Raw genomic sequence first — 24,068 nt, forward strand, 5'->3', positions numbered from 1 at the left:
GCCGCGCAGCACAGCTCTGAACGGAATCGCTTTGCAGCTATAGCCCGTTGCCTCAGCGGCTGGCGGGAGGGATGATGCTGTTCATGCGCAGATACTCCACGAGCTGGCCGTAGTGATCCATGGAGTGGGCGAGGCAGAAGGTGGCCAGCGACACACGGGTCGCCTTTCCCTTCGGAGGCCCCGGCATCGCCTGAAAGGCGTTCTCCGGGGTGATGGAGCTGACGGCCGCGTGGGCATAGGCATAAGAATCGCGCAGCGCCCTCATGATGTCTTCCTTACTCTTCAGCGCTTCGATGGTTTTGGGATCGGCGGCACCGGGAATGCCCCATCCCTGGAAGAACTCATAGTTCGACTCGGCGAGATGTTTGACCTGGCTGCCGAAGGAGCGCACGCCTTTGAAGTCGCCGGGCGTGGCGGGCGGAACGAAGTCATATTTGTCGGCGGGCATGGCGTCGGCTGCGCCGACCACCTCGTGTTCGAGCATGCCCAAAAGAGCGTTGAGCGAATCGCCCGGGGCAATGGTTTTGCTCTCGCCGGCGGACGACGCCTGAGCAGACAGAGCGGCCGGCACGGCCAGCAGAAGAGCTAACGCAAGACATGGCACGGCGGGAAGCAGCCGGCGCAGATTCATACATCGCATACGACCTCCTCAGCAGCGGCAGGGCCGCCGCAGCAGGAAGCGTATCAGATGGGGACGAAGCGGATGTTTCAGGTGACGAGCGTGGAGCGGTCAGCCGGTGGATGCGACGCGGGCGACACCCTGGGCCTCGCGCAGATGATCGAGCATGGCTTTGAGCTTTCCGGTGACCTCGACGCGGTAGCTGTGGTCGGGCTCGAGGCGGAGCAGGTGATCCGGCAGCTCGGCGCGCATGGCGGAGCAGCGGGCGCGAAGGTCTTCGAGCGCCGGAGGCGGCTCGATAAGATGTCCGCCGGAGACGACGTGGCGGAGCAGCGGCTCGCCGCCGGGGATCTCCTCGCTGACGGAGGCGAGCACGTCGTGGTCGAGGCGGCCCTGCGCATCGCGAAAGCGGTAGACCTGCTTGCAGGAGGGCCAGGTGTGCTTCTCCGCGCTGAGCTTGGCACGGAAGCGCGGACCGGCGCCGAGGTCGATGTGCACGAGCTTGTAGACGCAGCTGAGGGCCGGATCGTCCTTCGCGGTCGCGATCTCGGTGCCGACTCCGAAGCTGTCGATGGGAGCGCCGGCGCGGAGCAGCTCGTCGACGCGCCACTCGTTGAGCTCGCCGGTGACGACGATCTTTACGTCGTGCAGGCCGGCCTGATCGAGGCGGGCACGGACCTGCTTCGACAGGGTGAGGCGGTCGCCGCTGTCGAGGCGGACGGCGGAGGGATGGAGACCGGCGACGAGAATGCTTTCGAGAGCGCGCATGGTGTCGTAGGTGTCGAGCAGCAGCGTGGTGCGCTCCCCGATGACACGCGAGAAGTCGATGAAGCTCTCGAGCTCATCGCTGTAGGTCATGATGTAGGAGTGGGCCATGGTGCCGGTGACCGGGATGCCGAAGGCGAGGCCCGCTTCAGAGTTCGAGGTGCCGTTGCAGCCGGCGAGATACGCGGCTCGCGCCGCGTAGAGGGCGGCTTCGGTTCCATGCGCATGGCGGCTGCCGAATTCGGAGACCGGATGGCCCTGCGCCGCCTCGACGACCCGCGCGGCCTTGCTGGCGACCGCCGTTTCAAAGCCGACCATACTGAGCAGCGCGGTCTCAAAGAGCTGCGCCTGGATGACGGGCGCGGTGACGCGCAGGATGGGCTCGTCGGCAAAGAAGGGCGTGCCCTCGGCCATGGCCCGGACATCGCCGGTGAAGCGGAGCGCGGCGAGGTAGTCGAAGAATCCGCTGTCCACCTGGCGAAAGGCGGGATGCTGCCGGAGGAACTCGATCTCTTCGGGCTCGAAGTGAAACTCCTCAAGATAGCGGAGGGCACGCTCGATGCCGGCGGCGATGAGGTAGTTCCGGTTTTCTCCGATGTTGCGGACGAAGAGCTCAAAGCTCGCGCCGGCATGGATGCCGTTCATCCAGTACGCAGCCGCCATGGTCAGCTCGTACAGGTCCGCAGAAAGTGCAGGGACAGGCCGCCACATATGCTTCGATGATAGCGGAGGCGGGCGCAAATGCCGGCTCCCTGTTTTTCGGCCGGTTTTTGCGGCGATTTACGGATGCGGAGAAAACAAACTATCCCTCAGCGGCTGAGGCCGCGCTCATTTTGTCTCTCTTATGGCACGGCTGAAGCCGTGCCCTGATACAAAGCGAATTCGAACTGAGATAAGACCGATTTCCGGGCCGGGCGGCACAAAGGCTCAGGAAGGCTGTATTCTGGCCGGGACTGCCGCTGCAGGAAAGGCCTTCCGCCATGACGACTCGCGCGACCGGAACGTTTGAAGTGAAAGTAACTCCTCAGCCCGCGGAGAGCGGCGGCCAGTATGGCGTGCCGGGGCGCATGCTTCTGGACAAGCAGCTCTACGGCGATCTGGAGGGCGTGAGCCAGGGCCAGATGCTGGCTGCCGGAACGGCCGTAAAGGGCTCGGCCGGATACGTGGCGATGGAGCTGGTGACGGGAACGCTGCAGGGACGGAGAGGCTCCTTCATTCTGCAGCACAGCGGAACGATGAACCGCGGCGTGCCGGAGATGGCGATCTCGGTGGTTCCCGACTCGGGCACCGAGGAGCTGACGGGGATTCGCGGGAGGTTCACGATCCTGATCGCCGACGGAAAACACTCGTACGAGTTCGAGTATGAGATCGGGGAAGGCGCATAAAAGCGCGGCCGGGCGGCCTCCCTTAAAATAGAGATATGCGCCGCATCTACATGGACGCGAATGCCACCACGCCTCTGCTGCCGGAGGTGCTGGATGCGATGCGTCCCTATTTCATCGACAGCTTCGGTAACGCCTCTTCGATTCACCAGCACGGACAGCACGCGCGCGCCGCGGTGGAGCACGCCCGCGAGCAGGTGGCGGCGCTGCTGAACTGCCGTCCGGCGGAGATCGTGTTTACGTCGTGCGCGACGGAGAGCGACAACATGGCGATCTTCGGCGTGCTGAAGCCGGGCGATCACCTGATTACCTCGTCGATCGAGCACCACGCGATTCTGCATGCGGCGGAGAAGGCGGAAGAGCGCGGCGTGGAGGTGACCTTTCTGCCGGTCTCCCCGGATGGCGTCGTCGATCCGTACGATGTGTACCGCGCGCTGAAGCCGCGGACGAAGCTGATCAGCATCATGATGGCCAACAATGAGACGGGCGTGATCCAGCCGGTGGAGCATATCGGCAAAATCGCCGCCGAGGCCGAGGTGTACTTTCACACCGACGCGGTGCAGGCCGCGGGCAAGATTCCGGTCGATGTAAAAGCGATGGGCTGCCATCTGCTGAGCATCTCCGGCCACAAGATGCACGCGCCGCAGGGCACAGGGATTCTTTATATCCGCCGGGGCACACGGCTGGAGCCGCTGCTCTTCGGCGGATCGCATGAGCGGCAGCGCCGCGCCGGAACGGAGAACGTTGCGGGCATTGTGGGGCTGGGCAAGGCGGCGGAGATCGCGCTGGAAGGGCTCGGGAATGGCAGCATGGAGCGCGTGGCCACGCTGCGCGACCGGCTGGAGGCGGGCGTGCTGGCCCGCGTGGCGGAGTCGGGCGTGAACGGCGGCGCACAGCCGCGGGTTCCCAACACGACCAATCTCTACTTCGACCGGCTGGAGGGCGAGGCGCTGGTGATTGCGCTGGACCTGAAGGGTCTGGCGACTTCAGGCGGCTCGGCATGCGCCTCGGGAGCGACGGAGCCGTCGCACGTGCTGAGCGCCATGGGTCTGCCGGCGGCGCGGGCGCGGGCCAGCCTGCGCTTCAGCCTGATGAAGCAGACCACCGAGGCCGATATCGACTACGCGCTGGAGGTGATTCCGGGCGTGGTAAACCATCTTCGGGAGCTGTCGCCGGTCAATGCGGGGACGCTGGGATAAGACGGCGGCCGGTCAGGCGATGCCGATGACGGAGAGCATCCGGCCGGTGAAGCCCCTTTCGGCGCGATACGAAAAATAGCGGTCGTTGCGGCAGCTGGTGCATTCGCCGGTCACGGAGATGGCTGCCGCGGAGAGGCCCGCGTCGAGAAGCTGGCGGCGGTTCGCCTCGATCAGATCGAGATGCAGCGAGGGGCCAAGGTGGCTGTGCCCCGGCGCGCGCGCGGTAAGAAAGAGAAGCGGATACTTTTCGCGGATGGGGTCGGAGTCGGAGACTTCGCTGAAGAGCTCGGCGGCATAGACGAACTGCGACTCGAAGGCATCCCGCACCTCTTCCCCGACGGCATAGCAGCAGGGGCCGATGCCGGGACCGATGCCGGCGACGAGGTCTTCGGGGCGGCTGCCGAACTCCATGCGCATGCGGCCTACGCCGGCTTCGACGATGCGCTTCCAGGTGCCGCGCCATCCGGCATGAAAGGCGGCGACGGCGCGCTGTTTTATGTCGGCAACGAGCACCGGGATGCAGTCGGCGGTCTGAATGGCCAGCAGGACGCCGGGCTGATTCGTCATTATGCCGTCGGCCTTCCAGCGCGCGGTCCCGGCACAGTCCTCCCGGCCGACGACGCGCACCAGGCGGGAGTGGATCTGGCGGAGCGTCACCATAGATGAAACGGGGGACGCAGCGGACGACGAGAGAGCCGGGCCGCCAGTCACTGCCTCGACAAAGCAGCGGCGATTCTCACGGACATTTTCCGGTGGATCGGAGGCGGTGTAGCCAAGATTGAGCTCGCCGCGCTCCTGGCCCGGGGTATAGGCGGTGCTCACGCCGCCGGTTCGGGTGCTGAAGCCGTGACGGAGCCAGCCGATCTCCCTCCAGGCAGGGACCTGCAGAACGTCGAGTGCGGCGGGGATGGCGTGCAGCTCCTGCGATGGCGCATCCTCGTCCGGGCGAGTCGGGCTGGCCTGCGCCGCGGAGACGGACGGAGCCCTGTCCGGCTGCAGAGAGGCATGTTTGCGGGGGCTGCGGCGGAGTCCGGCCTGGGTAAGAAGATTGTCGATCCGGGAAAGGTCGGCAAGGGAAAGGTCGGGAAGGCCGGATGAAGGATCGGTTTCAGAAGCAGCAGGGGTGGGCATGCAGAAGTATTGTATCGGGCGGTGAGGATGCGGATGAAGCTGCGGAGGGAACGATAAGGGGTGGGCAGAAAGCATAAGGCCCGCCTTCCGGCGGGCCAGCTTTAGAGGCATTGGGTGAGGGGAAGCCGTTGGATATTCGAGAAGAGAATCCGCCTTTTGCGGACTCCGGCAATTGAGAGAAGACTCACAACATGGTGGAGTGAAACGTCTGAAGTTGCCTCTAGTATTGCTAATATAAGAAGCAACTCAGTGGCCAAATGTTGTCCTGAATGCCCTCATTTTTCTTATGCTTCGTATCCCACTGATTTTTCTCGAAAACGGGAGAGCGGTTCAGAGTGAACGGGGAGTTTGACCCGCAGCGGCGTAAACAGAAGTCCCCAATGTGGCATGTAAATACCACCATTAGGCTTCCAAATGCTCACTGCGGGCGGGACTTTCTTTCTCGATCTGCTGAATTTTATTCAGAAGCGCCTTATAGCTCACCCGGAGGCGCCGTGCCGCTTCGCGGCGATTCCATCGGGTCTCAACCAGCATCTCCTCAATCGCCTGGCGCTCCGCCTGCCACGCGGCCCGGCGGCCGATTTCGAGCAGAGAGGGTTCGGCGAGAGCGGGCAGGAGGGCCGGCTCGCCATTCGGAAGGGATTCGACGGCGGGGATGGGGAGGTCCACCGGCGGGGACGCCGGAGACTCGACGGCACCCCGGCGCAGATGATGCTGGGCCAGCTCGCGGACGATCTGTGTGGCGTCGCCGACGATGACGTAGCGCTTGCAGAGGTTCTCCAGCTCGCGGATATTGCCGGGCCAGGAGTAGGCGGCGAGCTGCTGCATGACCTCGTCGCCGGGAATGACGACGCAGCGCCGGTAGACGGCGGCGTATTTCTCGATGAAGTGGCGCAGCAGAACGGGAATCTCATCGCGCCGCTCCCGCAGAGGCGGGATGTGAATGGTGACGACGTTGATGCGATAGAAGAGGTCTTCGCGGAAGAGACCTTCGCCGATGCGCTGCTCGAGGAGCTTGTTGGTGGCGCAGAGGACGCGGACGTCGACGGCGGTGTCGCGGCGGGCTCCGAGGCGGGCGAATTCGCCGTCCTGCAGTACGTGGAGGAGCTTGGCCTGGAGGGCCGGGTGCATCTCGGCGATCTCGTCGAGGAAGAGGGTGCCTCCGTTGGCCAGCTCGAATTTGCCGGGCCGGGAGCGGTTTGCGCCGGTGAAGGCTCCGGCGTCGTAGCCGAAGAGCTCGCTTTCGAGCAGGTCATGGGGAATGGCGGCGCAGTTGACCTTGACGAAGGGCCGGCGGCTGCGATCGGAGCGGGCGAAGATGGTGCGCGCCACGACTTCTTTGCCGACTCCGCTTTCGCCGCGGATGAGCACGGTGGCGCTGGTGGAGGCGACGCGGTCGATGGTGAAGCGCACTGCCGCCATGCGGGGCGAGGTGCTGAAGAGACCGGGCAGGGTGGGGACGGGCTCGGCATCGGTCCGCTCGATATCGGCTGGCCGGGCGCCTTCGGTCTGCTCTGCCTGCCCTGAGTGGCTTCCGGATTCCGGGTACCGGCCGTTGCCTCCATGAGGGGGCATGCCCTCGTTCAGACCGTCGAGAACGGGGCGGAGACGGCGCGCAGCCTCTGCGGAATTGAGCGGCAGGGTGAGCATCTCAGCAGCGCCGCATTTGGCGGCATAAAAGGCGATGGCCGGCTGAGGAGGAACGAGGACGACGACGGGAAGGTCGGGAAATTCACGCTGCAGAACGGCGAGCGGACCGCCGGGAACGTGGAGCTGCAGCAGGACGAGATGGGGGACGGAGGCACGCACCTCGGCGGCAAGATCCTCCGGATGGACGATCTCGGCCCTGTCTCCGCGCGCGCGAAAAAGGGCGCGGAGAGCACTGCCGGCCTGCAGGTCGCAAACAGCCAGCAGTGCCCGAATCTGCTTGTGCTCGGGCATGTGTGAGCCATTTTAGACTGTCGGCGCCCGAATTCCACGCAGAAACCTGCATGGGGAAAATGCGCGAGTTCCCTGCCGGAATATCCGGCGTCAGCGCAGGGAGACGGAAAAGAGAGCCGAGGCGTGTGGCGCGAGCGTTACGTGCAGCTCTTCTGAGGCTCCGAGGTCGCTTTTCTGCCACAGATCGCGGACGGGATGGCTGCCGGAGGGCAGATTCAGCTCGCTCCACTTCCAGGCCAGGGTCTTTTCGCTGTTGCTGAGATTGAAGACGGCCACATAGCGGCTGCCCTCGACGGAATCGGCCGTCCAGACAACGGTGTCCGGCGTCTGCAGGACGGGATGGTTGGCGAGGGAGTGCTGGTCGACGGCGATGACCTCGGGATTGGTGAGCAGGGATTCGGTGAAGGGATCGATGCGAGTGAGATTGGCGCCGAGGACCAGCGGCGAGCGGGCAATGGACCAGAGGGTGATGAGGGTACGCTGCTCGTCATGCGTGAGGCGCGACTGGCGGGCGGTGCCCCATCCGGGGCGCGGGCCGAGGTAGCCGATGGGCAGCATGTCGGCATCGGGCCAGTGGCCATCACCGATGTGAGGGGCCCAGGAGGCGAGCACGGCGAACTGGCGGGAGAGCGCCTGAGGGAAGCCGGAGTGATCGCCCGGGTTTTTCGCCCATACATCCCACATGTCGTCGGAGATGCGCCACATCTGGGCATAGCGGCGCGCGTCGGTTGCGCTGTCGAGCGGGGTGGGGCCGGGCGAGAGGCTGAGCACGATGGGGCGGCCGGTTCTGCGGAGGGCCTCGCTGACCATGTGGATCTCGGCGGCGCGGTAAGGCTGGGAGATGCAGTCGACCTTCAGGAAGTCGACGCCCCAACCGGCGTAGAGCTTTGCCAGCGAATCGTAATATGCCTGGCCGGCTTCATTGTCTTTGACGCCGTAGTTGTCCTTGTTCCAGGCACATGTATCGGACGTATCGGCGGCATCGGCGGCGTGAAAGCCGGAGTCGGCGATGGGAAGGTTTTTCTCGACGGCTTCGCGGGGGATGCCGCGGATGATGTGGATACCGAATTTGAGGCCGAGGGAGTGCACGTAATCGGCCAGCGCCTGGAAGCTGTCTCCACCGGCGGCGGCAGATGGAAAACGATTCACGGCGGGAAGGTAGCGGCCGTCGGGCGAGAGCACGTAGCCGGTGGTTGCGGAGGTCTGCGGATGGGTGAGGTACCAGCCTTCATCGACGACGACGTATTGCCAGCCGAACGGCTGGAGGTGCTGATGCAGCCACTGCACGTTGTCTTTGAACTCGGCCTCGGTGACGGTGAGACCGTAAGAGTCCCAGCTGTTCCAGCCCATGGGCGGCAGGAGCGCGGACGAAGGACGGCGCTGCGCGGCTGCGGGAAGAGCAGCAAGGCAGAGAGAGACAGCGAACAGGGTCAGCGAAAAGCGGCGCATCCTACCTCCGGGGAAACAGACGCCGCCCAGTGTACCGGAAGCGGCAGCGGTTGATATATGCAGGCGTGATTTTCGAGCCGCATGCGCGAATTAAAAACGCGGAGAGGCGGGGCGAGTCGATGCGCTGCTTCCTCTGCTGTATACTCCTTTGTTTATGCGGGTTTTTGTCATTCTTCCAGCGGCTGGCCTGGGCACGCGCATGGCGGCCGGGCATTCCACTGCGGCACCCAAGCAGTTTCTCGAACTGGCGGGGGTTCCGATTCTGATTCACGCGCTGCGCGCCTTCGAACAGATCTCCGAAGTAAAAGAGCTGTACGTGGCCGTGCGGGCGACGGAAAAAGAACGGCTGGCGGCACAGATTGCCGAATACGGCCTGGCAAAGAAAGTGCGCGTGGTGGAGGGCGGCGATACGCGGCAGGAGAGCGTGTCGAATGCGCTGCATTCTCTCGACTGCGAAGAGGACGATATTGTGCTGGTGCATGATGCTGTGCGTCCGCTGATCGAGCCGGGGATTATTTACCGGGTGATCGAAGCGGTGGAACGGCATGGAGCGGCGATTGTGGGCCTGCCCGCTGTGGACACGATCAAGCAGGTGGAGCGCACGGCCGATGGGGCGATTATCACGGCGACGATTCCGCGGGAGTATATCGTGCAGGCGCAGACGCCGCAGGGCTTTCGCTGCGGACTGCTGAAGCGCGCCTTCGCGGAGGCGGCTCAGGACGAGTTTGCCGGCACGGACGAAGCCAGTCTGGTGGAGCGGGCCGGCGCGCAGGTGGCGGTAATCGCCGGATCGGCGTCGAATATCAAGATTACGCAGCCGGGCGACCTGGAGCTGGCCGAGTTTTATCTGTCGCGGCGCGCCGTGAAGGTGTGAGAGGCGCACGAAGGCCCGGCACACGATAAGCTGAAACAGGCAAACACAAACTTATGAGCATGCGGATCGGATACGGCTGGGACTCACACGCATTCAGGCCAGGAGTGCCGCTGAAGATCGGCGGCCTGAGCATCGATCACCCGGAGGGACTGGCCGGCCACTCGGACGGAGACGTGCTGCTGCACGCGATTACCGATGCGCTGCTTGGAGCGGTCTCGGCGGGCGATATCGGAAGCTTCTTTCCGCCGGGCGATCCGCGCTGGAAGGATGCGGATTCGGCCATCTTTCTGAACGTGGCGCTGGAAGAAGTACAGACGGCGGGGTATCAGATTGTGAATGTCGATACGACGCTGGTGCTGGCGGCTCCCAAGATCAGCCCGATTGCCGGAGAGCTGCGCGAGCGCGTGGCCGAGCTGCTGAACCTGAAGCCCGCGGATGTGGGCATCAAGGCGAAGACCCCGGAGGGTCTGAACGCCGACCATGTGGCCCAGGCGCATGCCATTGTGCTGCTGGAGCGCATCGAAGAACCGGCAGATCTGCGCGCGATCACGGCGGCGATCGACGAGCAGCGGCAGGAAGAAGACGTGGTGAAAGACCTGGTGAGCCAGGCACACGGCATTGCGGTGCGACCGCCCTTCGACACCGAGGACATTACCTAGAATTCGCTTTGTTTCGCGGCGGGCATTCGCTAAGCTGAGGCGGAACTGATTCCGCCGAGGTGAACCATGGACCCGAATGCCGCCAACGCCATGCACGCCGCAGCCGCGATGCTGGCGATTATGCCGATCTTTGTACTGATCGTCGCCGTGATCGTGATTCTTCCCTTCTGGATGATCTGGAAAAAGGCCGGCTTTACGCCGTGGCTGAGCCTGCTGATGTTTGTTCCGCTGGTGGGCATCATCATGCTCTACGTGCTGGCCTTTGCCGAGTGGAAGGTGGTTCCGGCGCAGCGGGTGTATCCGGCGGGCTATCCTCCGTCGACTCTGCCGCCACAGCTTTGAGCGATGCCGCGCGGACGCGGGCGGCAGATCTTCGCGTCAGTGCATGCGCGGCGCGCCGCCCGCACCGTGGAAGGTGAGCCAGAGCGCATAGCCGCTGACGGCGATGGCGATCGCCATCTCAGCAAACAGGATGGCCACGCCGTATTTGTACCAGGGCTGATGAGCGACGGGTTCGGTGGATGAGCCGGCCGTATGCATGATGGTCCTCTCTTTCCGGTTCGGGTGTGCGGCAGTGCTGCGGCCCGCGGGTCAGGCTTCGTCAGCGGCAAAGACACGCGTCAGAAGGCCGTGCTCTTCGGGATGACGCTCGCAGCGAGCGGCCCAGAAATAAAAGATCACGAAGGGCACGAAGAGAAACATGGCGACGTGCAGGTAGCCGATGTGGATGTTCGAGCCTCCGGCGAAGACGAGCGGGTAGACGATGCCGGCTGCTGTCGACAGGCCTCCGATGAATCCGGCAGCGGTGCCGGGGCGATCGGGAAACAGCAGCGGCACGAGCGCGAAGGTGCCGCCGGTTCCGCACGAGATGGTGATGCCGATGATGATGAGAACGGCCACGGAGAGATGCAGCGAGCCGGAGAGACCGGCGATGGCCAGAGCGCTGGTGGCAAGCGTGATGAGGATCAGTGAAGTGCCCAGCCAGTGCAGGCGCGGCGCGTAGGGCAGGTTGCGCGCGATAAAGGGCAGAGGCGTCCAGCCTTTGCGCTGGAAGAGATCGGACATGAAGCCGGAGAAGGGACGAAAGAGCGACGCGGTGAAGGATTCGACCGCGGCGAAGGTTCCGGCAGCGATCTGCAGGCCGACAACACCGGTGAAGCCGAGGGACTGGATGGCGTCGTGGAAGCCGCGCGTGAAGTAGCCGGGCAGCCAGGCGTTGAGTGAGATCTCAAGACCAAAGGACATGGCGTAGGCGAGCATGAGCGCGATGGCGATGTAACGGCTCCATACGAATGCCGTGTCGCGCATGCCGCTGCGACCACGCACCAGATCGCGCTGCCCGGTGGTTTTGGCGGCGCGGCCGCGCACCAGATAAAGCGCCGCGATGAAGAGAGCGACGACGCCCATCCACAGAAACGCGCTTTGATAATGCGTGCCGAAGAGGCGCGGCAGCACCAGGGCGCCCATGCCGGCGCCGGCATTGCCTGTGCCCGCGTAGAGTCCTTCGGCGGTGCCGATTTCATGAGGATCAAACCACTGCGCGACGTGCTGGATGCCGACGACGAAGGAAACGCCGGCGATGGCCACGAAGATGCGCTCGGCAAAGAGCAGACGATAGTCCACGGTGAATGCCGAAGCGATCGACATGAGGCCGCAGCCTGCGAGAAGCAGCGCGAAGGTGCGCGGCGCGCCGAAGCGGTCGGAGGCCCAGCCGGCGGCGATGCGGCCGATGGGAGCCATCCAGATGGCGGAGCTGGCGAGCAGACCGAGCGATTTGATGCTGAGGTGGTAATGCGCCGCGATGCCGGGGCTGAATGCGGCGGTAGAGAACCACATGAGGAAGCACCAGAAAAAACCCAGCGTTGCAATAACGAGCTGCTCGACCTTATGCGTAGTCATCGCTTCTCTTCTCCAGTGAGGGAGTTGAAACGGCCTGCCGATGGAGCGGGTTGTTGCGCGAGCGCAGTGTGTGCATCGCTGCGGCTGCGACGGAGGCTCATGCATCGGCACGGCGAACGTTTGTTCCATGCAGCGGTGTCTTCATGCAGCGTGGGCGTGCGCATGTCTTCATGAGACGGCACACTCAGCCGCAGCGGATCGACCGATGCTCGTTCGAGGCTTGCGCGTTCAGGGCGCGAATCTTTTTCCGACGTAAACTCTCGCGCGGATCACGGCGAGAAGAACCGGCACAGGCATGGTGCCGAAAAACAGGAAGCTGTTCAGGCGAGAGTATCGCAGTGCCGCCTGCGTGGCAAGGAAAGATTGCGGCGTGCGCGCAGAGGATGCATTTGTGGCAGGCGGTGGATCAGCTTGCGGAAATATCGTCCCTCCGGGGCTGGAGCCCGTACCCTTCCAGCTGACCCATTGCCCTGCGCAGAGTTCTCTTGTGTGGGTGGCCGTGCTGCAGTATGATCGCAATACCTTCCTTCGCCGGCACCAGGTCTGTGCCGGCTGGATCTCTCCACGATGAGCCTGTGCCCCGAAAGCTGATTGCTTTCGACGGACCGACTTTTCGTTCATTCACGCGCATCTGTTACGCGAGTGCCGCCGCCTGCCTTCGAGGCGTGGAGGGGATATGGAATTGCCTCTGCTGATCCGGGCAAAAGAAGATGATGCCGGAGAACAGTTTCTGCTGACGCAGATCACCGATGCGCAGAACGCGTGGCCTTCCGTGCAGCTTACGCCGGGCAGGATGCCTCTTCCCGGCGAACAGTTCCGCTTTCACCTGGATATGACGCAGTGCATCGGCTGCAAGTGCTGCGTGGTGGCGTGCAACGAGCAGAACGGCAATCCGGCGGAGATCCAGTGGCGGCGCGTGGGCGAGATCGAAGGCGGCGTTTATCCGGATACGATGCGTCACTATCTCTCGATGGGCTGCAACCACTGTCTTGAGCCGACATGCATGATCGGCTGCCCGGTGAATGCGTACACGAAAGATCCGCTGACGGGCATTGTGCTGCACAATGCGGAGCGCTGCATCGGCTGCCAGTACTGCACGTGGAACTGCTCCTATGGCGTGCCGCAGTTCAATCCGGAGCGCGGCGTGGTGGGCAAGTGCGACATGTGCTACGGGCGGCTGACCGACGGGCGCGAGCCGGCGTGCGTGGCGTCGTGTCCGGAAGCGGCGATTCGCATTGAGATCGTGAACCAGGAGGAGTGGCGGCGCGAATATGCCGGGCAGGCCAACGCGCCGGGGCTGCCGAATGCCGATGACAGCATCTCGACGACGAAGGTGACGATACGGCACCAGCTGCCGCGCGATATCGGCCGCGTGGATACTTCGCGCGTGGAGCCGGAGCATGCGCACTGGACGCTGATCTTCATGACCGTCTTTACGCAGATGGCGGTGGGCGCGATTGCGTCGATGTCGGCTGCGCAGTCGATTGCGCGGACGACGATCGCGCGCGTTCCCGCAGCGGGCGTGGTGCTGATCGCGCTCTTCGCGCTGGGCGCGTCGACGCTGCACCTGGGAAGGCCGATCTATGCCTTTCGCGCGCTCAGTATGTGGCGTCGCTCGTGGCTGAGCCGCGAGGTGCTCTTCTTCTCGCTTTTTGCGAATGCGGCCATCGCTTACGCCGGGCTGCTGTGGATTGGATCGCGGGCGAGCCTGATGACAGGCGTGGCGGCGGCGGCGTTGGGAGCGATTGCGGTGTATGCGAGCGCGCGGTTGTATGTGGTGGCGGCGCGGCCGGCGTGGAACAGCATCCACACGGTCTTCGAGTTTTATTTATGCGCCGCTTTTACCGGGCCGCTGCTGGCGTCGCTGTTTACAACGAAGCCGAGGCACACGCTGATTCATGCCGCCACGTGCGGCGTGCTGGCTTTGCTGATACAGCAGGTGGTGAAGTTCCTGTGGCTGCGGCATTCGGCGGTCTTCGAGCTGCGGGCCTCCGGTGATCTGCTTCGTCACCGGCTGCTTTCCCTGTTCTCGCTTCGCCTCGGCAGCCTGGCGGCGATTGCGCTCGCGCTGATCTTTGCCTCCGGCAGTGTGTGGATTCGCGCGGCGTGCCTGGCAGCGGCGATTGGAGCCGAGTTGCTGGGGCGGTATCTGTTTTTCGTGAGCGTGGTACCGAAGAATATGGCCGCACCCTATCTGCGGGGGAGGCACGCCGCATGAAGATCCGCCGCCTGCTGGGACTGGATATTGCGCGGGAGAAGTATGCGTTCGCCAAAGATGCGGCGGTGGGGCACATCTCCGCGCAGAGGGTAGCGGACACGTGGGTGAAGACGACGTGCGGCTACTGCTCGGTGGGCTGCGGGATGCAGATCGGCGTGCGCGAGGGCAAGGTCGTGACTTCGCGGGGCGATCAGAACCATTCGGTCAATCGCGGCAAGCTGTGCCCGAAGGGGCTGGCGGAGCACTACGTTCTGAACGCGGAGAATCGCGCGCGCTATCCTCACCTTCGCGGAAAGAACGGCCTCGAGCGGATTTCGTGGGAGGAGGCGCTGGGCACGATGGCGGGCGAATTCCGCCGCGTTGCGGAGAAGTACGGGCCGCAGGCGATCGGCGTCATCAGCACGGGACAGCTGGTTACGGAAGAGTTTTACACGCTGGGCAAGCTGGTGCAGCTTGGGCTGGGCACATCGAATTTCGACGGCAATACAACGCTCTGCATGTCGACGGCGGTTTCCGGGTACAAGCGCTCGTTCGGCAGCGACGGGCCTCCGGGCGCTTATGAAGACTTCACCAAAGCCGAGGTGATTCTGCTGATCGGCGCCAACATTGCGGAGAATCATCCGATCCTCTGCCAGCATCTGGATGCGAATACGAAGAAGACGCTGATTGTGGCCGATCCGCGTGTCTCGAAGACGGCGATGATGGCCGATATTTTTCTGCCGGTAAAGCCGAGGTCGGATCTGGCGCTGGTCAACGGCATCGCGCACATTCTCATCCGGGACGGGCTGATCGACCGGGAATATATCGACCGGCACACGAACGGCTTCGACGAGCTGTGCCGCTTTCTGGATAAGTACGATCCGGAGTACGTGAGCGGCATTACGGGACTGAGCACGGAGCTGCTGGAGAGGGTGGCGCACCTTTACGGCAAAGCGAATGGCGCTTTCATCGGCTGGACGATGGGCGTGAATCACAGCTCCAAGGGCACGGAGACGGTGAATGCGATCAATAACCTCGCGCTGCTGACGGGCAACGTGGGACGCGTGGGCGGATCGCCGTTTTCGATCACCGGGCAATGCAATGCGATGGGCACGCGCGAGACCGGCTTCACCTCAAGCCTGCCGGGGTACCGCAAGTTCGAGAACGAAACAGACCGCGAAGAGCTGGCGAGCCTGTGGGGCGTGGCCGTCGAGCGCATTCCGACACAGCGGGGGCTGGCGTATCCGGACATCATCAGCGCGGTGCTGCGGAAGAAGATTCGCGCACTGTGGATCATCGCGACGAACCCGCTGGTCTCGTTTCCGAATATCGATGTGCTGAAGCAGGCGCTGGGCGAGCTGGAGTTTCTTGTGGTGCAGGATTGCTTTCATCCCACGCCGACGACGGTGCTGGCGCATATGGTGCTGCCGGCGGCTGCGTGGGGCGAAAAGGAAGGCACGTACACCAACTCCGAGCGCCGCGTGAGCAAGGTGAATGCGGCGGTGCCGCCTCCGGGTGAGGCGCTGAGCGACTTCGATATCTTTCTTCGCCTGGCCGGGGAGCTGGGCTGCAGAGAAGAGCTGTTTCCTGGATGGAAGGAGCCACGCGACGCATTTGAAGAGTGGAAGCGTGTATCGGAGGGAAGGCTCTGCGACTACTCCGGCATGACGTATGAGGTGATGGAGGCATACGGCGGCATTCAGTGGCCGTACCCGAAGAACGCAGACACGGCGCCGACGGCTGCGCGGCGGCTTTATACCGATGGCGTCTTTGAGACGGCGGATGGAAGAGCAAAGCTGATCTGCGCGGAATGGGAGCCGTTTCCGGAGCAGCCCTCTCAGGATTATCCATTTGTGCTGAATACCGGCAGAACGGTCGAACACTGGCATACGCGCACGAAGACGGGAGCGATTGCGATTCTGGAGCAGATCGCACCGCGCGCCTGGCTGGAAATGAATCCGGTGGACGCGAAGCGGCTGATGCTGCGGCCGCACGATCTGGTCGATATCGTGTCGACACGCGGGCGGGTGCGCAGGGTGGAGCTGCGCGTGACCGAGGTGATTGCACCGGGTCAGGTCTTTGTGCCGTTCCACTTTGCCGAATGGAACATCAACGAAGTGACGCAGGATATCTTCGATCCCATTTCGCGGGAGCCGAATTACAAACAGTGCGCGGTGCGCGTGGAGAAGGCAGCGTCAGCGTAAGCGCGAGCACACGGCAGCGCAGACACCGCAGCGTCAGGAGGGCTTAACAGCTGCGGCGCGGCGAAGCTCGTCGCTGAGAATGACGGCCTCGGCGATTTCACGCATGCTCTTGCGCCGCTGACGGCTCTCCTTCTGCATCATGCGATAGGCGTCTTCTTCCTTGATATTGTGATCGCGCTGCAGAAGGCCCTTGGCGCGCTCGACCAGTTTGCGGGATTCAAGCTGACCGGAGAGCGCGTTCTTTTCGCTCTCAAGACGAGCCATTTCAATTTCGGCGCCGACCAGGAAGCCGACGGTGGAGACAGTCTGCACCTCCCACGGCGTGTAGTGATGCGGCTGGCGATGCTGCACGTTGATGACGCCGACGAGGCCGCCGCGGGCGAGGATGGGCACGGACAGAAAGGCTTCGAAGGAATCTTCAGGAAGATCCTGGAAGGACTGAAAGCGCGGATCGCGCAGCGCGCCGGAGTCGATGGAGACCGGCTCCCGGTGCTCGGCGACCCAGCCGGTGATTCCCTGCCCGATCTTCAGGCCGAGGTGATCGATGACGTCGGGGTGGGGATTTTTCGAGCCGCGCAGCACGAGCTGATTCTCTTCGAGCACGTAGATGAAGCAGGAGTCGCAGCTCAGAAGCGTTTCAATAAAGCCGACGATCTGGCTGAGCACGGCGTGCAGCGGATCGGAGGAGGCCATCCGGCGGCCGATATCGTGTACGAGCTGAATGGCGCTCAGATGGCGTGTGTCGGGCGGCTGCGCCGCTTCCGTGTCGCGCGGGGCGGCGGGCGCGGGAGCCGGTGAGGCTGCACGCGGCGAAGGCACAAGAGCCGGACGGCTTCCCTGCGCGGCGGTGTCGAGACGCGCCAGCACGGCGCTGTGAGGGGCGGGCCCGCGCTTTTCCTCAAGCAGCTTTGCCGCTAACTCCGATGCCTCATTCATGAGGAAGCCCATCTTGGGGTGCGACGGCTCGAAGTCGGGCTCGACGCCGTGGCGCGCAAGCTCTTCCGATGTGCTGGGGCCGATGGAGAGCACGACGGTGCGGCGCATGCCTTCGCGCAGCGCATCGGCGGCGTTCATCTGCTCGGCGACGCGGAAGAGATGGGAGACCTGAATCGCCGTGAGAAAGATGATGACATCGAGCTGGCCGGCGATGATGGAGCGAATGGAATTCCGCAGCGGCTCGAGGTCGTCGGGGAGGGCCCACTGATAGACCGGGACACGCGTGTACTGCACGTGATGGCGGGTGAGGGCTTCGAGCAGCTCGGGGTTCGGAGTGCCGTACTCCTGCACGGCCGCGCGAAGACCTTCGAGCGAGGGGCCGAAGGCGCCGTCGAGAGCGTCGATCATCTCGCGCCAGGTGCAGGGCTCGGGCGCGGTGACGGCGACGGGAAGACCCATTTCACGCACGGCGGCGCTGGACTTGGGGCCGCGCGTCGCCAGCTTTACGTGGCGCAGCGATTCGATGATGCGGGCGCGGTCGTAGCGGGAGGAGACGATCTCCATGAGCCGCCTGACGCCGACGCCGGTCATAAAGATGATCAGATCGAATTCGCCGTGGAGGAGACGCCCGGCAAACTCCAGCGCTTCGTGGTTCGATTCGAGTGGAATCTCGCGCAGAGCGGATGCGACGACCGGCTCGCCGCCATAAGTGCGGATCAGCTTTTCGATCTCCGCAGCGCGACGATTCTCGAGCGCCAGAACCCGTAACCCATTGAAGCTGCCAAACGCCATTCTCTATTCTTTACCGAAATTGCGCCGCGTGCCACGGGAAATGCGCAGCATGCTGCGCGGCCTATCGCGCACATAACTATTTCTGATAGCGCGCACAGAGCGGAGACGTTGCCTCGCGGACTTGTGGATCTCCTGAACCGGCCGGAAAGGCAGGTCTGTCCGGCAGATACAGAAGATTCGCTTGATGGGAGCGGGACCGGATCAGTTGGCGGAGACTTTTTGCGCTCTGCCCCACTGATAGACCAGCTCCACGTAGCCGTACTGCGCATCGCGATCGGAGGGGTAGATTTTGCCGATCACGCTTTTGCCCGAGACGTGCGCGTAATAGAAGTTGACGGCGACATCTTTGGCGGCCTGCCAGTCGGCGCTGACATCGGCGACGGAGGCGAAGGAGGTGTGTCCGTTGCCGGGGCGGCCGGTGTAGCCGAAGACTTTATTGTCGTACGCGCCGCCGCCCTGATACCAGAGGTCGTTGCCGGAGGTGAGCTGCAGCCAGTGCAGATCGCTGCGCAGAGCGAGCCGTTTGGAGGGGCTGTCGATGATCTGAACGAACTCGTCGGTGCTGTTCATCAGGTTGTAGAAGGGGATGCGGGCGTAGATGCGCGGCGTGGGAAGAATCTGGAAGAAGGTGTGGTGCTCGTTGTCGGCCGCGTTGTTGTCGCCGCTGCTGCGGAACCATCCGCCGCGGAGCCAAGGCGCGCTGGCGACGCTGCTGAGCTGATAGCCGCCTTCGACTGCTGCCGCATTTGCGCTGTGACTGAGGGCTCCCCAGCTTCCGTTCTGCAGCGCTCCCCAGAAGAGGAAATCGAAACGGCCGGGGCCAGCGGGCGCGGATGCGAGAAGATTGCCGCCCCAGGTGCCGATGCGGATGTTGCCGTGATCGGCGGCGCGGACGGCGAGCGCGCGATTGTCGGTCTTCGTGAGGCCGGTGCGGCCATCGTGATAACCGACGGCGAAGGCACGCCACAGAAGATGCTGATGGGCCGTGGTCTGAGTGAAGGCGAGGTACTGAAGATCGACGTTCAGCTCGGGATTGCCGTTCATGTTGAAGACGCCCTGATCGGCGCGGGCGGCAATGGCGGTGATGTCCCAGCGGCCTGCGCCATAGTGGCCATCGGCACCGTCGAAGCTGCGCTGCGCGTTGGAGAATCCGAAGTTGCCGATGAGGCGGTGCGCGATGCGGTTGGTCTGCAGCCATGCGAGGGTGGCGTCTTTCGGATGGGTCTCCTGCCCGTCGATGAATTCGAAGCGGCCGATGCGAAGGTTTTTATCGCCGCCGTGGAAGTGATAACGAAGAAATCCCTGTTTGAGAAAGGCCGCGGCAGGATCGGTATCGCTGGCATTGGAGGCGTAATACGTGGCTCCCAGACCAAGCTGGCCCTGCGCGGTGACGGGCGAGACGGCATCATCGGGCAGGCCGAGAACAGCGGGCTGCGAGAGCTCAAGCTGCCAGTCCCAGTGATGGATGCGCCGGGCGACGCCGAGACGAACGAGAGATTCGGCGTAACCGTAGGTCTCCGTCTCGGGCGGCGCGGCGAACCACTGCCAGGCGTTGACACGGGTGCGGTCGTACACGGAGATGCTGACGGGAAGAGTGCCCGATGACGGCTGCTGCGTCTGCGCGCGCGCAGAGGTCCGCACAGAAATCAGGGAGAGCAGCGAAACAGCTACAGATACAGCAAAGCGATACTTTCTGAACATTCCTTCTCCTCATCGTTGAATGTCGTGTTTCGAATACACATTGAATGCATGCTTCGAATGCACACCGCATGGCATCGTGCTTCGGGTACACGTCCACCTGACGCCCGGCTGCGAAACAGCGCGGGGACGAGTTAAAACTCAGGTAAGAGCTGCGGCCTGCGATCAGGCCTCGGCTGCGTCGGGTGCTGAAAGACACACAGGCGCAGAGGCGTCGGAGGCGAGCCCGGATCAGGCTGCGATGTCGAAGCTGCTCAGCGGAGAGCGGAAGAGATCACTGCGGGTCAAACAGCGGACACAGCATGGTGTCCTTTGGAGCTGTTGCTTTCGAACAGCAATAGCACAGGCATTTCGACATTTCAAGCAATATTCATAAAGACCGCGCATGGAAAGGCTGAGACAACGGAGGCCGTGAAATATGCGGCGGTGCAAAGATCGAAGACAAAGACCCTTGTTTTCGCAATGCGAGGCACAGTATTCTGTGAAGGGACGAAACTCCTCGGAATCCCGGTTCTGGATGGTCTGCCAAAAGCACCGACCCCTCCGGTTTCGTACCATGGCACCCCGCCTGTGCCATTTCTCTGAAGCGATTGCGCCATGCGGCGCGGTTGCTCTTTCACTGCTCCAGGACGAGCCATACGGACGTCAGGCCCACGCCGGGCCGGCACCCTTTCCTTTGCACATCTGTGCCTGTGGAATGGCCAAACGCAGTCTTCGCCTGGAGGAGTACACAACATGGCATCGCCCGCGGACTCGATTCCCAGAGAGCTACAGGACACTTTCACGCTCGAACAGAAGGAGTATCTGGATGGATTTCTTCTCGCTGCTGCAAAGCGGGGACAGACCTTCTTTGCCGGGCACACGGCGAATGGACTGATTACGGCCGATGCGGCTTCGGGCGCCGATAACCAGGCGGCGGCGAAGGAAGAGACTTACTTCGGCACGCCGGTCGAGGACCTTTGCAGGGAAGAGCGCTGGAAGCGCGAAGAGAATCCGCTCGATGTGTGGGACAAGCTTCTGGCGCATGCGGAAGAGAACCGCTTTCCGGAAGCGGCCGATCTTTTTCGCTTTAAATTTCACGGGCTGTTCTATGTCGCTCCGGCGCAGGACTCGTTTATGCTGCGGCTGCGGACGCCGGGCTGCATTCTGACGGCGCACCAGATGCGCGGACTGGCCGATATGGCCGAGGCATGGGGCGCGGGCGAGGCGCACGTCACCACACGCGGCAACCTGCAGATCCGCGAGTTTCAGCCGAAGGACATAATCCGCGTGCTGACAACGGTGCAGAGCCTGGGCATGAGCTCGCGCGGCACGGGCGCGGACAATATCCGCAACGTTACGGCTACGCCGACGAGCGGCCTCGATCCGCATGAGCTTTTCGATGTGGCTCCGCTGGCGCAGGCGCTGAACTTCTACATTCTTAACTCACGCGATCTTTACGGGCTGCCGCGCAAGTTCAACGTGGCCTTCGACAGCGGCGGCGCGGTGAGCATTGTGGCGGACACCAACGACATCGCCTTTATCGCGACGCGTGTTCCGCCGGGACGCAGTGTTCCGGAGGGCGTTTATTTTCGCGTGCAGCTTTGCGGCATCACCGGGCATCGCCAGTTCGCGGAAGACTGCGGTCTTCTGCTGACGCCGGGCCAGACGGTAGCCGTTGCGGCGGCGATGATTCGGGTGTTCACAAATCACGGCGACCGCACGGACCGCAAAAAAGCGCGGCTGAAATATCTGATCGACCGCTGGGGCGTGGAGAAATTTCTGGAGGAGACGGAGAAGCGGCTCGATTTTCCGCTGCTGCGCTTCCCTCTCGCAGAGTGCGAGCCGCGTGCCGCTGTCGATCAGCAGGGGCATCTGGGCGTGCATCCGCAGCGGCAGCCGGGAATGTTTTATATCGGCGTTGCGGTGCCGGTGGGAAGGCTGAGCGCGGAGCAGATGCGCGCGATAGCGAAGATCGCGGAGACCTTCGGCTCAGGCGAGATTCGTCTTACCGTCTGGCAGAATCTGATTCTGCCGCATATCGCAGCAGACAGGCTGAAGGCGGCGCGGCAGGCGATTGCGGATGCGGGGCTGAGCGATGCCGCCGGCGCGTTTACGGCAGGAGCGGTGGCCTGCACCGGCAACAAAGGCTGCCGCTTTGCAGCAACGGATACGAAGACGCATGCGATCGCTCTGGCAGGCTTTCTGGATGAGCTCTTCCCGATCATGCAGCCTGTCAATCTGCATGTGACCGGTTGCCCGCACTCATGCGCGCAGCATTACATCGGCGATATCGGACTGATGGGCGCGAAGGTCGGCGGCGATGAGGGTTATCAGGTGCTGATCGGCGGCGGCTCCGATGACCGGCAGGGGCTTGGCCGCGAGCTGATCTCCGCAGTTCGTTTTGCAGATCTGCCACCGCTGATGGAAAGACTCTTCCGGGGCTTTTTTGAAAAGCGCGCGGGAGATGAATCGTTTCTCGCGTTTACGCGCAGACACCCTATCGAGCAACTGAAAGACCTGATGGCTGTTGAGGAGCAGGCGTAATTATGTCGCAGACACTTGTGCCTTTTATTCCCGAGGATGCACCGTTCACGCCGGCACAGCGCGCCTGGCTGAACGGGTTTGTTGCCGGTCTTTACTCCTATGCTCCGGCACCGGCGGCGGAAGCGCCGCAGGCACTGCGGCTGGCGGTGCTCTACGGCTCGCAGACAGGAACGGCTGAGGGCCTTGCGCGCAGACTGGCGAAGGAACTGAAGGCCGCGGGCCACACGGTTTCGATGAGCTCTCTCGAAGGATATGTTCCGGCCACGCTGGCGGCTGAGACGTACGCACTCTTTATCGTCTCGACGTATGGCGAAGGCGAAGCTCCGGATGCAGCACAGCCGTTTTACCAGCAGCTTTGCGTCGAACACTTTCCGCTGCTCGGCGGCCTCTCGTATGCCGTGCTCGCGCTGGGCGATTCGCACTATGAGCATTTCTGCCAGTTTGGAAAAGAGCTGGACGCGAAGCTGGAAACACTGGGCGGCACGCGCATTCTGCCCCGCGTGGACAGCGATGTGGATGTGGATGCTCCCTTCACGGGATGGAAGGATGCCGCAGTGAAGAAGCTTCGCGAGCTGGCGTCTCCGCCGGGCATGCCTGCGAGTGGCGAGGCTGTAGCCGCCACAGGCGAAACGCCTGCTCCAGGCGCGACGGCCGGACATGCCGCAGGACCGGCGCATACGCGGGATAATCCGTATCTGTCGCCGCTTGCGGAGAAGCGCGCGCTGACGCATCCTTCTTCAAGCAAGCTGACGATTCACCTGGACTTTGCCATCGAGGACTCGGCGATTCAGTACGAGGCGGGCGACGCATGCGGCGTGGTTCCGCAGAACCATCCCAGGCTTGTGGATGCCGTTCTTGCGTCGCTGCCGTTCAGCGGCAGCGAGATGGTGGAGATTCCGAGGGCCGGCAGCATGACGCTGCACGAGGCTTTGCTTCGGCGTTTCGCTATCTCCCGGCTGAGCCGCAAAATAATTTCGCAGTATGCCGCGGCGGCGCAGTGCACGAAGCTGACGGCGCTGCTGGCTCCGGAGAATCAGACGGATCTCGAGCAGTATCTGCACGGGCGTGATCTGGTCGATCTGCTGAGAGAGTGCCCCGACGCGCTGCAGACGCCGGGGGATCTGGTGAAGATGCTGTCGCTGCTGACGCCGCGGCTGTATTCGATCTCATCGAGTCCGGTGGCGCACCCAGGGCGAGTGCATACGACGGTGTCGGTCGTACGCTGGCGCGCGCATGACCGCGACCGCGGCGGCGTCTGCTCCACGCTGCTGGCCGACCGCATCGAGATCGGAGACCGGCTGCCGATTTACATCCAGGCGAACAAGAAATTTCGCCTGCCGCAGGACCCGAAGGTTCCAGTGATTATGATCGGACCGGGCACGGGGATTGCTCCCTTCCGCGCCTTTCTTCATGAGAGGCGCGCGATCGGAGCAACGGGAAAGAACTGGCTGTTCTTCGGAGAGCGCAGCGCCTCCACCGACTTTCTGTATCGTGAGGAGCTGGAAGGCATGCAGGCGGATGGGCACCTCAGCCGGCTGGATACGGCCTTCTCGCGCGATCAGGAGCAGAAGATCTACGTGCAGGACCTGATGATGCAGAACGGGCAGCAGTTGTGGGGATGGCTGGAGGAAGGCGCTTTTCTCTACGTGTGCGGCGATGCCTCCAAAATGGCGAAGGACGTGGACCGGACGCTGCGCCGCATTATCGAGACGCAGGGAAAGATGCCGGAAGAGGCCGCTGAGAGCTACGTTCAGGCGCTCAAAGATAACAAGCGCTATCAGCGCGACATTTACTGAC

18 protein-coding genes are annotated in these 24,068 nt (G+C 63.3%); 9 read left to right on the forward strand and 9 right to left on the reverse strand.

From position 1 onward, the window contains the following. Positions 1-52: 52 nt before the first annotated feature. Both D0Y96_RS03410 and D0Y96_RS03415 read right to left on the reverse strand, forming a co-directional pair. Positions 53-631, reverse strand: coding sequence for a DinB family protein (locus tag D0Y96_RS03410; RefSeq protein WP_158562152.1), 579 nt, complete (start codon positions 629-631; stop codon positions 53-55). Positions 632-730: 99 nt separating this feature from the next. Continuing rightward, positions 731-2,095, reverse strand: a complete 1,365-nt coding sequence (locus D0Y96_RS03415) for a nicotinate phosphoribosyltransferase (RefSeq protein WP_117297902.1) — start codon at positions 2,093-2,095, stop codon at positions 731-733. Positions 2,096-2,364: 269 nt separating this feature from the next. Here D0Y96_RS03415 and D0Y96_RS03420 point away from each other — a divergent pair, with 269 nt between their 5' ends. Further along, positions 2,365-2,769, forward strand: a complete 405-nt coding sequence (locus D0Y96_RS03420; protein ID WP_117297903.1) for a DUF3224 domain-containing protein — start codon at positions 2,365-2,367, stop codon at positions 2,767-2,769. A 35-nt stretch (positions 2,770-2,804) separates the two neighbouring features. Then, positions 2,805-3,965 (forward strand): cysteine desulfurase family protein, encoded by a 1,161-nt coding sequence (locus D0Y96_RS03425; RefSeq protein ID WP_117297904.1) that lies wholly within the window; start codon positions 2,805-2,807, stop codon positions 3,963-3,965. A gap of 12 nt (positions 3,966-3,977) precedes the next feature. Here D0Y96_RS03425 and pgeF read toward each other — a convergent pair whose 3' ends face one another. The 3 genes from pgeF to D0Y96_RS03440 all read right to left on the reverse strand — a co-directional run bounded on the left by pgeF (position 3,978) and on the right by D0Y96_RS03440 (position 8,486). Further along, positions 3,978-5,096, reverse strand: coding sequence for a peptidoglycan editing factor PgeF (pgeF, locus tag D0Y96_RS03430; protein WP_117297905.1), 1,119 nt, complete (start codon positions 5,094-5,096; stop codon positions 3,978-3,980). A gap of 402 nt (positions 5,097-5,498) precedes the next feature. Further along, positions 5,499-7,037, reverse strand: a complete 1,539-nt coding sequence (locus D0Y96_RS03435) for a sigma-54 interaction domain-containing protein (RefSeq protein WP_117297906.1) — start codon at positions 7,035-7,037, stop codon at positions 5,499-5,501. A 90-nt stretch (positions 7,038-7,127) separates the two neighbouring features. Beyond that, positions 7,128-8,486: a glycoside hydrolase family 27 protein gene (locus tag D0Y96_RS03440; protein WP_117297907.1), complete on the reverse strand. Its 1,359-nt coding sequence runs from the start codon at positions 8,484-8,486 to the stop codon at positions 7,128-7,130. Between the two features lie 154 nt (positions 8,487-8,640). Here D0Y96_RS03440 and ispD point away from each other — a divergent pair, with 154 nt between their 5' ends. The 3 genes from ispD to D0Y96_RS03455 all read left to right on the forward strand — a co-directional run bounded on the left by ispD (position 8,641) and on the right by D0Y96_RS03455 (position 10,361). After that, positions 8,641-9,360 carry a 2-C-methyl-D-erythritol 4-phosphate cytidylyltransferase gene (gene ispD / locus D0Y96_RS03445; protein ID WP_117298035.1) on the forward strand — a complete coding sequence of 240 codons (720 nt, stop codon included), beginning with the start codon at positions 8,641-8,643 and terminating at the stop codon, positions 9,358-9,360. 53 nt (positions 9,361-9,413) lie between these two features. After that, positions 9,414-10,019 carry a 2-C-methyl-D-erythritol 2,4-cyclodiphosphate synthase gene (ispF, locus tag D0Y96_RS03450; protein WP_117297908.1) on the forward strand — a complete coding sequence of 202 codons (606 nt, stop codon included), beginning with the start codon at positions 9,414-9,416 and terminating at the stop codon, positions 10,017-10,019. A gap of 66 nt (positions 10,020-10,085) precedes the next feature. Next, positions 10,086-10,361 carry a hypothetical protein gene (locus tag D0Y96_RS03455; protein WP_199480160.1) on the forward strand — a complete coding sequence of 92 codons (276 nt, stop codon included), beginning with the start codon at positions 10,086-10,088 and terminating at the stop codon, positions 10,359-10,361. A 36-nt stretch (positions 10,362-10,397) separates the two neighbouring features. On the opposite strand, the gene D0Y96_RS03460 is transcribed toward D0Y96_RS03455, so the two are convergent. Both D0Y96_RS03460 and D0Y96_RS03465 read right to left on the reverse strand, forming a co-directional pair. Next, the gene (locus D0Y96_RS03460; protein ID WP_158562153.1) at positions 10,398-10,559 is read right to left on the reverse strand and encodes an MHYT domain-containing protein; all 162 of its coding nucleotides are present in this window, start codon (positions 10,557-10,559) and stop codon (positions 10,398-10,400) included. Positions 10,560-10,610: 51 nt separating this feature from the next. Next, positions 10,611-11,918 carry an MFS transporter gene (locus tag D0Y96_RS03465; RefSeq protein WP_117297909.1) on the reverse strand — a complete coding sequence of 436 codons (1,308 nt, stop codon included), beginning with the start codon at positions 11,916-11,918 and terminating at the stop codon, positions 10,611-10,613. A gap of 676 nt (positions 11,919-12,594) precedes the next feature. Here D0Y96_RS03465 and D0Y96_RS03470 point away from each other — a divergent pair. Together D0Y96_RS03470 and D0Y96_RS03475 are read left to right on the forward strand one after the other, a co-directional pair. Continuing rightward, positions 12,595-14,136 carry a DmsC/YnfH family molybdoenzyme membrane anchor subunit gene (locus tag D0Y96_RS03470; RefSeq protein WP_117297910.1) on the forward strand — a complete coding sequence of 514 codons (1,542 nt, stop codon included), beginning with the start codon at positions 12,595-12,597 and terminating at the stop codon, positions 14,134-14,136. Further along, positions 14,133-16,319: a molybdopterin oxidoreductase family protein gene (locus D0Y96_RS03475; RefSeq protein WP_117297911.1), complete on the forward strand. Its 2,187-nt coding sequence runs from the start codon at positions 14,133-14,135 to the stop codon at positions 16,317-16,319. Before D0Y96_RS03470 ends, D0Y96_RS03475 begins: the two co-directional genes overlap by 4 nt. 33 nt (positions 16,320-16,352) lie before the next feature. On the opposite strand, the gene D0Y96_RS03480 is transcribed toward D0Y96_RS03475, so the two are convergent. Beyond that, entirely contained in the window at positions 16,353-18,047 is a 1,695-nt protein-coding gene (locus D0Y96_RS03480; RefSeq protein ID WP_117297912.1) for a uroporphyrinogen-III synthase, read from the reverse strand. 201 nt (positions 18,048-18,248) lie between these two features. Further along, entirely contained in the window at positions 18,249-19,748 is a 1,500-nt protein-coding gene (locus D0Y96_RS03485; protein WP_117297913.1) for an alginate export family protein, read from the reverse strand. Between the two features lie 732 nt (positions 19,749-20,480). Between D0Y96_RS03485 and D0Y96_RS03490 the strand changes: the two genes are divergently transcribed. Continuing rightward, complete coding sequence (locus D0Y96_RS03490; RefSeq protein ID WP_117297914.1) at positions 20,481-22,271, forward strand: NirA family protein; 1,791 nt, start codon at positions 20,481-20,483, stop codon at positions 22,269-22,271. Between the two features lie 2 nt (positions 22,272-22,273). Continuing rightward, positions 22,274-24,067, forward strand: a complete 1,794-nt coding sequence (locus D0Y96_RS03495; protein WP_117297915.1) for a sulfite reductase subunit alpha — start codon at positions 22,274-22,276, stop codon at positions 24,065-24,067. Position 24,068 lies beyond the last annotated feature (1 nt).

Origin of the sequence: Paracidobacterium acidisoli, assembly GCF_003428625.2 — a bacterium.
GTDB lineage: Bacteria > Acidobacteriota > Terriglobia > Terriglobales > Acidobacteriaceae > Paracidobacterium > Paracidobacterium acidisoli.